Genomic DNA, 13666 nt, shown 5'->3' with positions numbered 1-13666 from the left:
TGGATAAAATCCATACATTTTCTAAAATTAATCTCTTCTTCTATTACTTAATGCAATTAACCTTAATAACTGTGAAATTGCGGTTATTGCAGCAGCTACATAAGTCATTGCAGCAGCTCTTAATACTTTTCTTGCTCCATCTGCTTCTTCACCATAAAGTATTCCTGTTCCTTCTAGAACATTCATTGCTCTATTTGATGCATTAAATTCCACTGGCAATGTAATCAATTGAAATATTACTACCCCTAGGAATAAATAAATTCCCACTTCTAATAGGCTTGGTATTGAAAAAACAAGACCTACGAAAAATATTACCCAAGATAATCTTGAACTTATATTTGCAACAGGTACAATACTGTTTCTTATTACTAAAGGTGAGTACCTTTCTTCATGTTGAAATGCATGACCTGTTTCATGTGCAGCTACTCCAATAGCTGCTACTGATGTGCCGTGATACACCTCAGATGAGAGTCTCATAACTCTACTTCTCGGATCATAATGATCAGTAAGTTTTCCACGAACAATTTCTATTGGAACATCATGAAGACCATGACCATCTAATAATCTTCTAGCTACTTGAGCACCTGTATAACCGTTAGAACTTCTTAATCTAGAGTATTTTTCATAAGTTGAACTTATTTTCATCTGAGCCCAAGCTGATATCAATAATGCTGGTAATAAAATTATCATTGTACTATCAAAATAAAACATACAATTCCTCCTTTATTTCAAAATAGTCCCCTTTTGTATTTCGTTTCCTCTTATATATTCTTCTACTAACATTGGCTTTTTAGAAGGGAACTGTATTTTCTGTATTAATAAGGCGCCTTCACCTGTAGCTACTTTTATACCCTGATTAGAAACTTCCATTATATAACCTGCTTCATTATCACATTTTTCATCTATTAATTTACATTTATATATTTTCATAATTTCATCATTATATGTTGTAAAAGCTAAAGGCCAAGGACTTAATCCTCTAATTAGATTATTTATACTTCTATTATCTAAATTCCAATTTATGCGTCCTGTCTCCTTTGATAGCATAGGAGCATAACAAGAGTCCCCATCTTTTTGCTTTTCTCTTGTTATTGTTCCCTCTAATAGTCCTTTTATAGTCTTTATTAAAAGGTCTCCTCCATCTTCCATGATCATATCATGAAGTTCACCGTAGGTCATTTCTTCTTTAATTTCGTATACGCTTTTTAAAAGCATATCTCCTGTGTCCAATCCTTCATCCATAAGCATAGTGGTATTTCCACTTTCTTTTTCTCCTTTTATAATTGCCCAATTTATTGGTGCAGCTCCTCTATATCGAGGAAGAATGGATGCATGTAAGTTAATACAACCATATTTAGGTATATCTAAAATTTCTTTAGATAATATTTGTCCATAAGCTACTACAATTATAAAATCTGGGTTTATATTTCTTAACTCTTCTATACATTCATTATCTTTCTTTAAATTTTCTGGTTGAAAAACTTTAATATTATGCTGTATGGCTATTTCTTTCACTGGAGACATTCCAAGTTTTTTACCTCTTCCTTTACGTCTATCTGGTTGTGTAAATACAGCTTCTACTTCAAATTCATTAATTAAAGCTTTTAAAGAAGGTACTGCAAAATCTGGAGTACCCATGAAAACTATCTTCATAATTGATATTACTCCTCGCTTTCAATAATTTTGTCTACAAATAATATTCCATTTAAATGATCTATTTCATGGCATAAAGCCCTTGCCATAAAATCCTCTCCCTCAATTGTTATTTCTTCTCCTGCTCTATTTAAAGCTTTGACTTTTACTCTATAAGGTCTTTTTACACTTCCAGCTTCCCCTGGAATGCTTAAACATCCTTCTTCATCAACACAAAAACCTTCTTCTTCAATTATTTCAGGGTTAATTAAAAATACTGGTCCTTCTCCTATATCTATTACCACAGCTCTTTTTAAAATTCCAACCTGTGGAGCTGCTAATCCTACTCCATTGTTATGGTACATTGTTTCTAACATATCATCTAATAATACCTGTAATCTATCATCTATCTTTTCTACTGGTCTACTTTTTTTTCTTAAAACTTCTTCTCCATATTTTCTTACATTTCTTAATGCCATAACTATACCTCCAAATATTATATTAAGCTTAATGGGTTAGCATCTATGCTAACTCTAATACTATTATACACATCTTTTAAAGAGGAATAAATTCTTTCTTTAACATATTTTTTTTCCTCATTAGTTAAATTTCCTTTTATAATTATTTGCCATCTAAAATTATTGTTTATTCTAGATATTTCACAAGGACATGGTCCTAATAGCTCTATTTTATCATTATTCTTAAAGAAATTTTTTAAAATTATGCCAACATTTTGTATACTTTTTATTAATATATCCTCATTTTCGCTAGATAAGTTTATTAACATGAGTTCTACATATGGAGGATAATTCATAAGGTCTCTGATTTTAATTTCTTCATTATAAAAAGAATTATAATTATTTTCAGTTGAATATTTTATAGCGTAACTATCGGGATTATAAGTTTGAACTACTACTTTCCCATGCTTTTCTCCTCTTCCAGCTCTACCAGACACTTGTGTTATTAGCTGAAATGTTCTTTCAGATGCTCGAAAATCTGGTAGATTTAATGATAAATCAGCAGCTATAACACCTACTAAGGTTACATTTTTAAAATCCAATCCCTTTGCTATCATTTGAGTACCAATTAATATATCAGCTTTTCCATTTTTAAAAGTGTTATATATATCTTCATAGGAGTTTTTTCTCCTAGTAGTATCAAAATCCATCCTTAATGTCCTGCTGCCCGGAAAAAGCTTTTTTACTTCCTGTTCAATTTTTTCTGTTCCTACTCCAAAGTATTTTACATATTTACTGCCACATTTAGGACAGTCTTTACTAACTTTTTGTTTACTACCACAATAGTGACAAAGTAAATATTCCTCTGAAAAATGATAAGTCAACGATATATCACACTGGTTACATTTAAAAACATAACCGCATTTTCTACAAGAAACAAAAGTTGAAAATCCTCTTCTATTTAAAAATAATATAATTTGTTCCTTCTTGCTTAGTGCTTCTTCCATTCCCTTTAGTAATTCTATACTGAATATTGATTTGTTATTATTTAGCAATTCTTCTCTCATATCAACAACAGATATATCCGGTAATTTAGCACCATCTGCTCTCTCTTCTAAGGTTATGAGCTGAATTTCCCCTTTTTCACACCTATAATAAGTCTCTATAGAAGGGGTTGCTGTTCCTAAAACAATTTTGCAATTGTAAAATTCACTCTTCATCTCAGCTATTTCTCTAGCGTTATATTTAGGATCGCTGTCAGATTTATAACTAGACTCATGTTCTTCATCGATTACTATTAACCCTAAGTTATTAAAAGGTAAAAATATAGCTGACCTAGCGCCAATAGCCACCTTAACGTTTCTTTTTTTAACCCTAAGCCATTCATCATATTTTTCACCATCAGAAAGCTTACTGTGAAATACAGTAATATCCTTTCCAAATCTACCTTTAAACCTCTCCACCATTTGAGGAGTTAACGCAATCTCAGGAACCAAAATAATACACTCCTTATTTTTATTGATCATTTCTTCTACTAAATTCATATATATCTCAGTTTTTCCACTTCCGGTGATCCCGTGAATTAAATAATTTATCTTATCAGAATTTAATATAAAATCAATAGTTTCTTTTTGCTTTAAATTTAATTCTTTCTTTGTGTAAGCTTTGTATTCTCTATCGTTATATCTATTTACAACTATTTCTTTACTAATTAAAAATCCATGTTTAATCATTGTATTTATAGATGAAAGGGAAAGTTTAAATTTATTGCTTAATAAACTCCTTGTTAACTTGCCGTTATTCTTCCTTACTACATCATATATAGTTACATAAGGCTCTTTAGAGAATTTATTATTTAAATCTTCTCCAACAAATAAATAATTTTCTTTTTTGTTTTTAACTCCCTTGAATAGAGCCGAGGGAAAAATTGTTTTTATACACTCCATGTATGTACATAAATATTTTTCTCTCATTATATCAATAAGTTTTATGTCTTCAGTTCTTAATACTGGAAAGCTATAATCAATATTTGATATAGCTTTTAATGACATAGAGGTGTCAATTTCGTCATACAACTCTATGACAAAACCATCTATTTTTTTATTTCCTAGTCCAAAAGGAACGTACACCCTCATACCTATTTCAATTTTGTCTAAAAACTTTTCTGGAATAGAATAAGTAAATATTCTATCCAGCTGAATCGAGTTGCTGTTAATTACTATTCCGGCGTATTTTAACACACAATCACCCTTTAAAATTTAAATATACTAAATAAAAGAGGCTTTTTTCGCATTACACGAATATTTGCCCCTTTAAAAATTACTATTTATTAATATTTTTTAATATAACATCGAATAATTCCTTAGCTATTTTTCTTTTAGAAGTCTTTGAAGTTTCAATTATATTGCCATCTCGGCATATTATTGAAACCTTGTTATCCTCTGAAGCAAATCCAATACCTTCACCAGTTATATCATTGGCAACTATGAAATCTAAATTTTTTCTTTTTAACTTAGATTGAGCATTTTCCATTAAATCATGACTTTCAGCTGCAAAACCAACTAAGATTTGCTTCTTTTTAACTTCACCAAGACTTTTTAATATATCCATATCTTGAACGAATTCTAAGTTGAATTCATCTCTTGATTTTTTTATTTTCTTTTCAGAGTAACTTTTAGGTTTATAATCTGCTACTGCAGCAGATTTAATTACAATATCTTGATTATCATAATATTTTAATACCTCATCATACATTTCTTTATTGGTATTTATTTGAATTATTTTTATTCCAAAAGGTTCCTTCAAATTTGTTGGTCCTGAAATTAAAATTACTTCTGCCCCTCTATCTCTTGCTTCTTCAGCTATTGCATAGCCCATTTTCCCTGTAGATCTATTTGTTATATATCTTACTGGGTCAATAGGTGCTAGTGTTGGTCCTGCTGTAACTAATACTTTCTTTCCTTGTAAATCCTTCACAGGATATAACATGCTAATTATATGTTCTGCGATAAGTTCTGTATCAGCTAGTTTGCCTTTACCAGTATCTCCACAGGCTAATCTTCCTGCTTCAGGTTCTATAAACTTGTAACCAAGGTCTTTTAATTTTTCAATATTGTTTTGAACAATCGAATTTGTATACATATTCGTATTCATAGCTGGTGCAAATACCACGGTAGATCTTGTCGCCATAATGGTAGTTGAAAGCATGTCATCAGCTATACCATTAGCAACCTTACCTATAATATTGGCAGTAGCTGGTATAACTGCAAGTAAGTCTGCTTTTTTAGCTAAAGAAATATGTTGTATCTCCCAATGCTTTGGTTCATCAAACATGTTTGTAATAACCATGTTTTGACTTAAGCTTTGAAAGCTAAGGGGGTTAACAAACTCACAGGCAGATTTAGTCATAATTATATGAACTTCAATGTCTTTTTTTCTTAATCTGCTTATAACATCTAAAGCTTTGTAAACAGCCACTCCACCAGTAACACCAATAACTACAGTTTTTTTATCTTCCATGTTTATTTTATACCTTCTTTAAGAGTTTCATAAGTTATTGCACCAGAATGTATTTCATTTATCGCAACGGTTACAGGCTTTTTCAATTCAGTTTCTATTAAAGGTTCTTCATTGCTTATAAGCTGTCTAGCTCTTTTAGAAGCCATTACTACTAAAGAGTACCTGTTATCTACTTTTTCTAATAATTCTACAATTGATGGATTAATCATAGAGTTGTTCATGTATAAGTCCCTCCTTGGAATCTAATATTGTACTTTTTATTCTATCAACTCTGCATTTTTCAGCTAATATTATACTTTCTATTTTATTAACTGCGTCTTCTACTTCATCATTAACTACTGCGTAGTTATATTTTGATAGATAATTTATTTCTTTATAAGCACATTTAAATCTTGTCATCAAAGATTCTTCTGTTTCTGTGCCTCTATTGGTTATTCTCTTTTTTAATTCCTCCATTGAAGGTGGAAGTATAAATATAAATACTCCATTAGGATAATTTTCTTTTACTTTTAAAGCTCCTTGAATATCTATTTCTAATATTACATCTTCGCCACTTTCAATCATTTCTATAACTTTTGATTTAGGGGTTCCATAATAATTTCCATACACTTCTGCATATTCTAGGAAATCATTTTCACTTATTTTATCAAGAAATTCTTCTTTTGACAAAAAATAATAGCTTTCCCCATTCACTTCACCTACTCTAGGCCTTCTAGTAGTAGAAGATACAGATATCCAAAAATCATTTCTATCTAATAATGCCTTGCATACTGTACCTTTTCCGGTACCAGATGGTCCAGAAATAACGATAAGTAAACCTGGTTTATTCATTACTCTTCAACCTCAACTTCATCATCTTCTTTAACTGATAGTCTATGTGCAACTGTTTCAGGCTGTACAGCTGATAATATTACATGATCGCTATCTGTTATTATAACAGCTCTAGTCCTTCTACCATATGTAGCATCTATTAACATCCCTCTATCTCTTGCTTCTTGAATTATTCTCTTTATTGGTGCAGATTCAGGACTTACAATAGCTATAAGTCTATTTGCTGAAACAATATTTCCAAACCCTATGTTTATCAGTTTAATACTCATTGAAATCCTCCTATTTACATAAATATTATATTATTCAATATTTTGAATTTGTTCTCTAATTTTTTCAATATCATTTTTTATTTCTAACGCTAAATTAGATATATCTAAATTGTTTGCCTTTGAGGCAATTGTGTTAGCCTCTCTATTCATTTCTTGAACTATAAAATCAAGTTTTCTACCTACGGGATCTTTTAAATTTAAAGTATCCTTCACTTGTTTTAAATGGCTGCTTAATCTAACTATTTCTTCATCAATGCAAGCTTTATCTGCAAAAATCGCTACTTCCATAGCTATTCTGCTTTCATCAATTTTTCCATCTTCCAACAATTCATTAATTCGTGATGTTAATTTTTCTTTATACATTATTGGAACCATAGGGGATTTTTCTTTTATTATATCCAAAGTAGCAGTAATCCTATCACATTTATCTTTAATATCATCTCTAAGTTTTGCTCCTTCTCTCTCTCTCATTTGAATTAATAGGTTTAATGCTTCTTTTAATGGATTTGACAGACAAGTCCAGAGTTCTTCTATATCATCTTCTTCATACTGAAGAGTAATTACTTCAGGAAATCTAGCTATTAGGGATATTGAAATATCATTATAAACTTCGTAACTATTTTTAATTTCTTTTAAACATTCATAATAATTATCTGCTAATGTCTTGTTTAATCTTGGTTTTAAGTCTCTTTTATCATATGTATTTAAAGTAATAAATATATCTATTTTTCCTCTATGAATCTTTTCCTGTACTGTACTCCTAATTCTTTCTTCTAAAGATATAAGACTCTTAGGCATTTTTACGTTTAAGTCACAATATCTATGATTTATACTTTTAATTTCCACTGTAATGCTTCTGATGGTGTCATCATAAGTTGCCCTTCCAAATCCAGTCATACTTTTAATCATAATATTCATCCTTCCATTTCCCTGTAGCTTAACATATACTAATTATACATATATACTTATAATAAATTCAAGCATATTTTGCATTATTTCAAAACATGCTCTCATTTCCTCATTAAATTGGATTATAGCGTGACATTTTAAAATATTCTTAATCATTAGTTATAGCATATCCTACCCTAAATCCGCTCATATTATAAACTCTTTATAATCCTTTGAAAAGTATCTAATCTCTACAGATTTTTCATTCCTACCATATTGCATTAAACTAATTAGCTTTTAATTTAATCTAACTATTTAATTATACGTGTCATAATTGCATAAAACAATATTATTTTCATATTATAAATTTATAAGGATTTATACGTTAATGCTCACTAAATAGAATTCTCCCCTTTTTACTTCATTAAAATTTAATTTTATTTCTTTAAGTTTTTATCATAATATCTAAAAGTATAAATGTCACTACGGTTTACATTTTGTATAGTTTACATAATTCGAGTTATGTAAACTATACAAAATAAGAGAATCATAATTATGACTCTCTTTATATTGCTACCTATCTTCGTTTTTTATCTTTAATACATCTTTATGATTTAAGTCAGTTTCCTGCAAAACATCTGATATGCTTTTACTATTATCCAACATTTTTTTAGCCCTTTTAAAAGCTTTTGCATGAGGAAGTTTTTCTTTTTCTTTAACCATACTATATCCTCCTTTTTTATTTTTTATTATTTCTATTCTTAATGTTCTTTTTATCTTCTTTATGCTCTATTTCACCATTATCTACTCTATCTATGCCCATGGCTTTAAGTTGTTGATTTTTTAATTTACCTTTTATTGGCATAATAAAACACCCCTTTCTATAGGATTATTTTATCCATTGAAAGGGGCATTATTCTAAAAATCAATCTTCAATATATTTTAAATTAATTATTTGAGGCTTTATTATGTGCCAGTTATAACCGGCCTTCCAATAAGTAAATACATTAGGGCTGTTTGGGTTTTCAAACCATTCCTTAAATTTTTTATTCTGATAACTATTTAGAGTATGACGCTCAGGTCCAAATTGAGTATTAATTTCTAATTTCATTTATAAACACCTCCATTGATATATATTCATGAAGGTAGGTCTTTTATTCAAATTATTTTAAAACTACTTAGTTAAATCATCCATTTCTATAATTACGTCATCATATATATAGCATTTATTCCAATCTATTTGCTTCTCTTTTTCCTCCTTTATATAACTACCATTAACAAAAGAAACTTTATCTCCTTCTTTAATATCTTTAAGCTCTTTTGAATTTATATTGAATACTTCTCCTGTTTCTTCATTTTTACATATTGCATAATCTCCAATAAAACACACAATTGTAATTTTCACTTTAATTCTCCTTTATCTATGTTATTATATAATGATAACACATTTTTATTGAAAATTATACAAATCTTCTTATTATTCGTATTTCTTTTCTAATATCCTTTTAACTTCCTCTAATATTTTATTTTCACCTTTAGTCCCCTTAATTATAATAATTTCCTTTATTATTAATATCTGTTATTATACGAGTAATATTTACTATTATTTCAAATATTATATATATCTATAGTATAATTAAAATCATTAGGAGGAAAAGGTTATGTATGAATACAAATTTATCAATTCAAACCATGGTAAACCCAATATATTTCAAGTTATTCTTAAAAGAAAATTAGAAAAATAAATAAAAACTGCCCAAAGCCAGTTTTACTGATTTTGAGCAGCTTTTTTATTTATTTTTATTATAAGTTTCTTTGGTAAGCTTCTACCATTCTTTTAACCATTTCTCCACCTACTGAACCATTTTGTCTTGATGTTAAGTTACCCTTATCCATGGAGTCATAGTTAGATAATCCCAATTCAGTTGCTACCTCCATTTTAAATTGATTTAATCCATGTTTAGCTTCTGGAACTAATACTCTATTAGAACTTCTGTTTGCCATAAGTGTTACCTCCTTAAATTTTTATTTTGTTTATTTTGTTTTGCAGTATAATTTTTTGCAAAAACCCACTATTTTATTATATTTAATTGGAGGTAATTGAGGAAATTTATTTTAAAGTATTCATTTTTTTCTTATTATTCTCTTGATTTTTATTATCTTTTTTCTTTTTTTTCTTTTCTTCTATATTTTCATCCCTGTCAAATGTAATTTTCCAATCTCTATAGGGCATAAAATCACCTCTTTAGTTTTTAAAATTCCCATCAATATGTAATATTATGCATATTATCTAGAAACTCTCTTTCACTTATAGTAGTATATTTTTTATATACCTCAGTTTTTTTAAATTGATTTAATGACATCTCTTTATCTTCTAGTAAGCAAAACCAGTAGAATAGTGGATATACTCTTCTTATTACAGTAGAATTATTCTTTGAATTAGTAAATGTATATAATCCATCATATTCTTCTCTATAATCCGTTAGATCTACAAAGTTGCTCCTATTACTATCATCAACTTTTAATTTGCTACACAGTATATTTGTATAATTTTCATGAAAATATGCTACTCCATGAGTTCTACATATTGAAGGTCTAACTTTATATATACTACACTGATCTTTGGAGTTTAATAAAGCACATCCTTTCTTGAGCTTACCTGGAGAATCCGTAACATAATAAATATAATCCTCTGGTTTAATCCCCGTAATATTTATATTTAACCTATTCATATAATCAGGATGATCTTTATATAAAATTTCTCTAATTTCTAAGCTTTCTTTCATAATATCTTCTAATTGCAATTTATTAAAATGTTTAGTTATATAATCTACGATTATACAAAATTCAACCTCTGATATTGAAAAAATATGAAAACAACATTCACTACATCCTTTTTTGCATACAATGTTAAGTAAATTTTCATTTATTTTTTTATTCATTATGCTATCAATTTTTCTATAGAACTTATAAGTTTTAGCAAACTTACTATTTATTTTGATTTCTTTATGACATTTATTATATTCTTTTCCACTTCCACAAAAACATTTCGTTATTGTACTCATATTATCACCTCATTAATTATTATTCATATGAATAAGTTTATATGAGAAATAATCAATTAATATTATAATTTAATTTTTACAATTCAACATATATCATTTATATTTAACATTTAGCTATTGTAAATATCATAAAAACATACTATAATATGCATTGTACGAAATGAATATTTTTAATTATGAGGGAGTAATTGGCACAGTAAATTGTGTTGTATAGTCAACATATTGGCTTTTTAAGGCCTGGCTTACATTAAATAATGAGACTCATGTATAGCATCTTTTTGTTATACATGTGTCTTTTTTTATTATATAAAATCTATAAGGAGTGTGTTTGTATTGGATTTATTTACTATTCTATTTATTGCCTTTGGATTATCCATGGATGCCTTTGCAGTTTCTATAACTAACGGTGTTACATTACAGGAAGTCCGTATAAAGGATGCCTTAAAAATAGCTGCTTATTTTGGTGTTTTCCAAGGACTAATGCCATTATTAGGATGGTTAGTAGGTATAAATTTTGAAAATTACATAACAAAATTTGATCATTGGGTTGCTTTCTTACTTCTTGCTTTTATTGGAGGCAAAATGATTTATGAAACATTAAAGTCTGATGATAGTTGTCCAACTGAAAAGGTGGAACTATGTAATAAAACCCTAGTTATGCTTGCAATTGCAACAAGTATTGATGCATTAGCAGTGGGAGTTAGCTTCGCTTTTCTTCAAGTATCAATTCTTCAATCCATATTGATTATTGGAGTTATAACTTTTATTGTATGTTTTATAGGAGTTTATCTTGGCAAAAAATTTGGATGTTTATTAAAAAGAAATGCAGAATTAATTGGTGGTATTATACTTGTGATGATAGGCTTTAAAATTTTCGCAGAGCATACAGATCTAATTTCTGCTTTTAAAATTCTAAATTAGGGATTGTTAAAATAAGGAGTGCTATAGAAGCTCTCCTTATTTCTTTTATTGCCTACATTTCATTTAATGCCCATATAGCGAAGTTTAATACCCCTGCAAAAGATACCCAAAGGATATATGGAATCATTAAAAATGCAGAAACCTTATCATGTTTATAAAACTCAAATGTAGTTAATAATATAAAAGCTAACAATATCAAAAGTTCGATGAAAGCTAATCCATAGAGATTGAACCTAAAAAAAATAATAGTCCAAAGAAAATTTAGCGCTAATTGAATAATATAATATGTTACAGCTTTTTTTATATTTTTACCTTCTTTTCTTCTAAGCAATATTCTAAAAAAAGCTACTGCCATAAGAAAGTATAGTACTACCCAAATTATCGGGAAAACCCATACTGGTGGAGAAAATGACGGCCTTATTAGCTTTTCATAAGTTTCTTTATTGTACATACCTAAAAAGCCAGATAAAAATCCTACTCCTTCAGTTAAGATAATAGTTAAAATTAGTAGACCTATATTTTTTTTATCTTTCACCTTAAAAATATTCACCATGGTACACCTTCTTTTTATTTATTCACCATAGTATATTAATAAAAGATATTTTTTATTACAATGACAAAATTTACTTATAAATCCTCTGATGTTTCTATTTTGAATCCTATACCTCTTTGCTGAAAAACATTTATCATATAATTATTCTCTTCTAGATAACTTTTAAGATTTTCTGAATCTCCCAATGCTTTTATAATAAAGGGATGATTAATCCTTTTATTATTCACAACAAAAGACATGCCTTCAACACTAATTTTGCTTATTTCACTTACCTTCTCATCATTAAGATAAATTGCTGTTGCACCTCCATTATTAAGATTAGTCATGGTATGTGTGATATCTGCAATGTTAACAATGCCTTTAATATCTTCAGGATCTATTAACTCCTCATATTCCTTTCCCTCCATTTCTTTATCTGAAAGGGTAACTATAATTCCTGTATTGTTTTTATCTTCTATTATCATAAAACTGTCTTTTTTATTTAACTCCCCATTAGTTAAACCTATAATTCCAATAATAGTAAACATTACTATTGCTACAACTCTCCAAATAAAAGGTGATTTTCTATATTTCGAAATCATTTCAATTCTCCTTTTTACTAAAGTTTTGCCTGTGGTCATTCCTGCTGTTCCCATCATCCATTTAGGAGTAGAATACATCTCTAATAGATTGATAATAGCATATCCATATTCTTTATGCTCTTCTTTTTTTATATAAGAAAGCGCTTTTTCATCGCAAGCTATTTCACAATCATCACTCATTTTATTTAATCCATACCACACCACAGGATTAAACCAATGTGATATTTTTAGGATTACATTTATCCATCTTACAAATATATCCTTTCTTTTATAGTGAGATAATTCATGAAACACTATATATCTCAATTGATCATAGCCAATATTATCTAATATATCCTTTGGTAACAACAACTTAGGTTTAATTAATCCTAAAAGAGCAGGTGTAGATATATTATTAGATATTATTATAGGAATGCTCTTTCTTATATTCATTTTATGTTTGCAATCATCAAGCAATATATGTATCCATTCCTCTCCTTCATACTCTTCTCTTTTAACTCTTATATATAACTTTACATTTATAGCAATAGTATATATTCCAATAGTTAAAACCCCCGTAATCCATAGGAGCACACAATAAAACTTTATGCCCTTGATCTTAATTTCCTTTTCATATTTTAATATATTTTCTTTTGTAGTTACTCCTATATCTTCTACATTTTCTTCTGAAATGCGTACTTTTTCATATACAGTGTTATTGTTTTCTTCTTCAAATGCTGAATTTTCTATAGTCCAATTAAATGTATTATAAATACTAAAAGAACTTTTAGGTGCATAAGGTATAATCAATCTCAACAATAACAGAAACCATATACAATAATGCCAATTAGCACTAAATTTATTTTTAAAGATTAATTTCATAAACAAAATAATTATAACTAATACAGTTGACATTGCTGATGAAAGTAATATTCCTTTAAAAATACTCGTAAGCACTTCCATAAAATTC

General features: G+C 28.4%; 19 protein-coding genes. 1 reads left to right on the top strand and 18 read right to left on the bottom strand.

The window, feature by feature from the left end; genetic code table 11:
- Positions 1 to 27 precede the first annotated feature (27 nt).
- From KQI86_RS00230 to KQI86_RS00165, 16 genes are all read right to left on the bottom strand, one after another.
- Positions 28 to 711 carry a zinc metallopeptidase gene (locus KQI86_RS00230; RefSeq protein ID WP_216437152.1) on the bottom strand — a complete coding sequence of 228 codons (684 nt, stop codon included), beginning with the start codon at positions 709 to 711 and terminating at the stop codon, positions 28 to 30.
- A 12-nt stretch (positions 712 to 723) separates the two neighbouring features.
- A complete protein-coding gene (gene fmt / locus KQI86_RS00225) occupies positions 724 to 1653 on the bottom strand; it encodes a methionyl-tRNA formyltransferase (protein ID WP_216437151.1) in 930 nt (309 codons plus the stop codon).
- Positions 1654 to 1661: 8 nt separating this feature from the next.
- A complete protein-coding gene (gene def / locus KQI86_RS00220) occupies positions 1662 to 2111 on the bottom strand; it encodes a peptide deformylase (protein WP_216437150.1) in 450 nt (149 codons plus the stop codon).
- A gap of 17 nt (positions 2112 to 2128) precedes the next feature.
- Positions 2129 to 4330 carry a primosomal protein N' gene (gene priA / locus KQI86_RS00215; protein WP_216437149.1) on the bottom strand — a complete coding sequence of 734 codons (2202 nt, stop codon included), beginning with the start codon at positions 4328 to 4330 and terminating at the stop codon, positions 2129 to 2131.
- An 82-nt stretch (positions 4331 to 4412) separates the two neighbouring features.
- Complete coding sequence (gene coaBC / locus KQI86_RS00210) at positions 4413 to 5609, bottom strand: bifunctional phosphopantothenoylcysteine decarboxylase/phosphopantothenate--cysteine ligase CoaBC (protein WP_216437148.1); 1197 nt, start codon at positions 5607 to 5609, stop codon at positions 4413 to 4415.
- Positions 5610 to 5611: 2 nt separating this feature from the next.
- A complete protein-coding gene (gene rpoZ / locus KQI86_RS00205) occupies positions 5612 to 5830 on the bottom strand; it encodes a DNA-directed RNA polymerase subunit omega (RefSeq protein WP_216437147.1) in 219 nt (72 codons plus the stop codon).
- The gene (gmk, locus tag KQI86_RS00200) at positions 5811 to 6440 is read right to left on the bottom strand and encodes a guanylate kinase (RefSeq protein ID WP_216437146.1); all 630 of its coding nucleotides are present in this window, start codon (positions 6438 to 6440) and stop codon (positions 5811 to 5813) included. The genes rpoZ and gmk overlap by 20 nt, the downstream gene beginning before the upstream one ends.
- On the bottom strand, positions 6440 to 6709 hold the full coding sequence (gene remA / locus KQI86_RS00195) for an extracellular matrix/biofilm regulator RemA (RefSeq protein WP_216437145.1): 270 nt from the start codon (positions 6707 to 6709) through the stop codon (positions 6440 to 6442). Before remA ends, gmk begins: the two co-directional genes overlap by 1 nt.
- A 30-nt stretch (positions 6710 to 6739) precedes the next feature.
- A complete protein-coding gene (locus KQI86_RS00190) occupies positions 6740 to 7618 on the bottom strand; it encodes a YicC/YloC family endoribonuclease (protein ID WP_216437144.1) in 879 nt (292 codons plus the stop codon).
- A 552-nt stretch (positions 7619 to 8170) separates the two neighbouring features.
- The gene (locus tag KQI86_RS00185; RefSeq protein WP_216437143.1) at positions 8171 to 8320 is read right to left on the bottom strand and encodes a hypothetical protein; all 150 of its coding nucleotides are present in this window, start codon (positions 8318 to 8320) and stop codon (positions 8171 to 8173) included.
- Positions 8321 to 8336: 16 nt separating this feature from the next.
- Positions 8337 to 8462, bottom strand: coding sequence for a hypothetical protein (locus KQI86_RS20290; RefSeq protein WP_281417142.1), 126 nt, complete (start codon positions 8460 to 8462; stop codon positions 8337 to 8339).
- Between the two features lie 60 nt (positions 8463 to 8522).
- Positions 8523 to 8708: a hypothetical protein gene (locus KQI86_RS00180; RefSeq protein ID WP_216437142.1), complete on the bottom strand. Its 186-nt coding sequence runs from the start codon at positions 8706 to 8708 to the stop codon at positions 8523 to 8525.
- 63 nt (positions 8709 to 8771) lie between these two features.
- Positions 8772 to 9002, bottom strand: coding sequence for a hypothetical protein (locus KQI86_RS00175; protein ID WP_216437141.1), 231 nt, complete (start codon positions 9000 to 9002; stop codon positions 8772 to 8774).
- A 398-nt stretch (positions 9003 to 9400) separates the two neighbouring features.
- Positions 9401 to 9601, bottom strand: coding sequence for an alpha/beta-type small acid-soluble spore protein (locus tag KQI86_RS00170; RefSeq protein WP_216437140.1), 201 nt, complete (start codon positions 9599 to 9601; stop codon positions 9401 to 9403).
- 106 nt (positions 9602 to 9707) lie between these two features.
- Entirely contained in the window at positions 9708 to 9830 is a 123-nt protein-coding gene (locus tag KQI86_RS20285) for a hypothetical protein (RefSeq protein WP_281417141.1), read from the bottom strand.
- 31 nt (positions 9831 to 9861) lie between these two features.
- Positions 9862 to 10662, bottom strand: a complete 801-nt coding sequence (locus KQI86_RS00165) for a YkgJ family cysteine cluster protein (RefSeq protein ID WP_216437139.1) — start codon at positions 10660 to 10662, stop codon at positions 9862 to 9864.
- A gap of 333 nt (positions 10663 to 10995) precedes the next feature.
- Here KQI86_RS00165 and KQI86_RS00160 point away from each other — a divergent pair, with 333 nt between their 5' ends.
- Positions 10996 to 11583, top strand: a complete 588-nt coding sequence (locus tag KQI86_RS00160) for a manganese efflux pump MntP (protein ID WP_216437138.1) — start codon at positions 10996 to 10998, stop codon at positions 11581 to 11583.
- A 52-nt stretch (positions 11584 to 11635) separates the two neighbouring features.
- Here KQI86_RS00160 and KQI86_RS00155 read toward each other — a convergent pair whose 3' ends face one another.
- Both KQI86_RS00155 and KQI86_RS00150 read right to left on the bottom strand, forming a co-directional pair.
- Positions 11636 to 12136: a TspO/MBR family protein gene (locus tag KQI86_RS00155; RefSeq protein ID WP_216437137.1), complete on the bottom strand. Its 501-nt coding sequence runs from the start codon at positions 12134 to 12136 to the stop codon at positions 11636 to 11638.
- 74 nt (positions 12137 to 12210) lie between these two features.
- Positions 12211 to 13659: a M56 family metallopeptidase gene (locus tag KQI86_RS00150; protein ID WP_216437136.1), complete on the bottom strand. Its 1449-nt coding sequence runs from the start codon at positions 13657 to 13659 to the stop codon at positions 12211 to 12213.
- Positions 13660 to 13666: the final 7 nt, after the last annotated feature.

It is taken from the genome of Clostridium mobile (assembly GCF_018918285.1).
GTDB lineage: Bacteria > Bacillota > Clostridia > Clostridiales > Clostridiaceae > Clostridium_AW > Clostridium_AW mobile.
Note: the sequence above shows the minus strand (reverse complement) of the source record. Positions and strands in the feature narration are given on the sequence as shown.

Excerpts from the sequence above, each read along its gene's own strand:
- KQI86_RS00230 (WP_216437152.1), bottom strand. The coding sequence starts at position 711 with ATGTTTTATTTTGATAGTACAATGATAATTTTATTACCAGCATTATTG.
- fmt (WP_216437151.1), bottom strand. The coding sequence starts at position 1,653 with ATGAAGATAGTTTTCATGGGTACTCCAGATTTTGCAGTACCTTCTTTA.
- def (WP_216437150.1), bottom strand. The coding sequence starts at position 2,111 with ATGGCATTAAGAAATGTAAGAAAATATGGAGAAGAAGTTTTAAGAAAA.
- coaBC (WP_216437148.1), bottom strand. The coding sequence starts at position 5,609 with ATGGAAGATAAAAAAACTGTAGTTATTGGTGTTACTGGTGGAGTGGCT.
- rpoZ (WP_216437147.1), bottom strand. The coding sequence starts at position 5,830 with ATGAACAACTCTATGATTAATCCATCAATTGTAGAATTATTAGAAAAA.
- gmk (WP_216437146.1), bottom strand. The coding sequence starts at position 6,440 with ATGAATAAACCAGGTTTACTTATCGTTATTTCTGGACCATCTGGTACC.
- remA (WP_216437145.1), bottom strand. The coding sequence starts at position 6,709 with ATGAGTATTAAACTGATAAACATAGGGTTTGGAAATATTGTTTCAGCA.
- KQI86_RS00190 (WP_216437144.1), bottom strand. The coding sequence starts at position 7,618 with ATGATTAAAAGTATGACTGGATTTGGAAGGGCAACTTATGATGACACC.
- KQI86_RS00185 (WP_216437143.1), bottom strand. The coding sequence starts at position 8,320 with ATGGTTAAAGAAAAAGAAAAACTTCCTCATGCAAAAGCTTTTAAAAGG.
- KQI86_RS20290 (WP_281417142.1), bottom strand. The coding sequence starts at position 8,462 with ATGCCAATAAAAGGTAAATTAAAAAATCAACAACTTAAAGCCATGGGC.
- KQI86_RS00180 (WP_216437142.1), bottom strand. The coding sequence starts at position 8,708 with ATGAAATTAGAAATTAATACTCAATTTGGACCTGAGCGTCATACTCTA.
- KQI86_RS00170 (WP_216437140.1), bottom strand. The coding sequence starts at position 9,601 with ATGGCAAACAGAAGTTCTAATAGAGTATTAGTTCCAGAAGCTAAACAT.
- KQI86_RS20285 (WP_281417141.1), bottom strand. The coding sequence starts at position 9,830 with ATGCCCTATAGAGATTGGAAAATTACATTTGACAGGGATGAAAATATA.
- KQI86_RS00165 (WP_216437139.1), bottom strand. The coding sequence starts at position 10,662 with ATGAGTACAATAACGAAATGTTTTTGTGGAAGTGGAAAAGAATATAAT.
- KQI86_RS00155 (WP_216437137.1), bottom strand. The coding sequence starts at position 12,136 with ATGGTGAATATTTTTAAGGTGAAAGATAAAAAAAATATAGGTCTACTA.
- KQI86_RS00150 (WP_216437136.1), bottom strand. The coding sequence starts at position 13,659 with ATGGAAGTGCTTACGAGTATTTTTAAAGGAATATTACTTTCATCAGCA.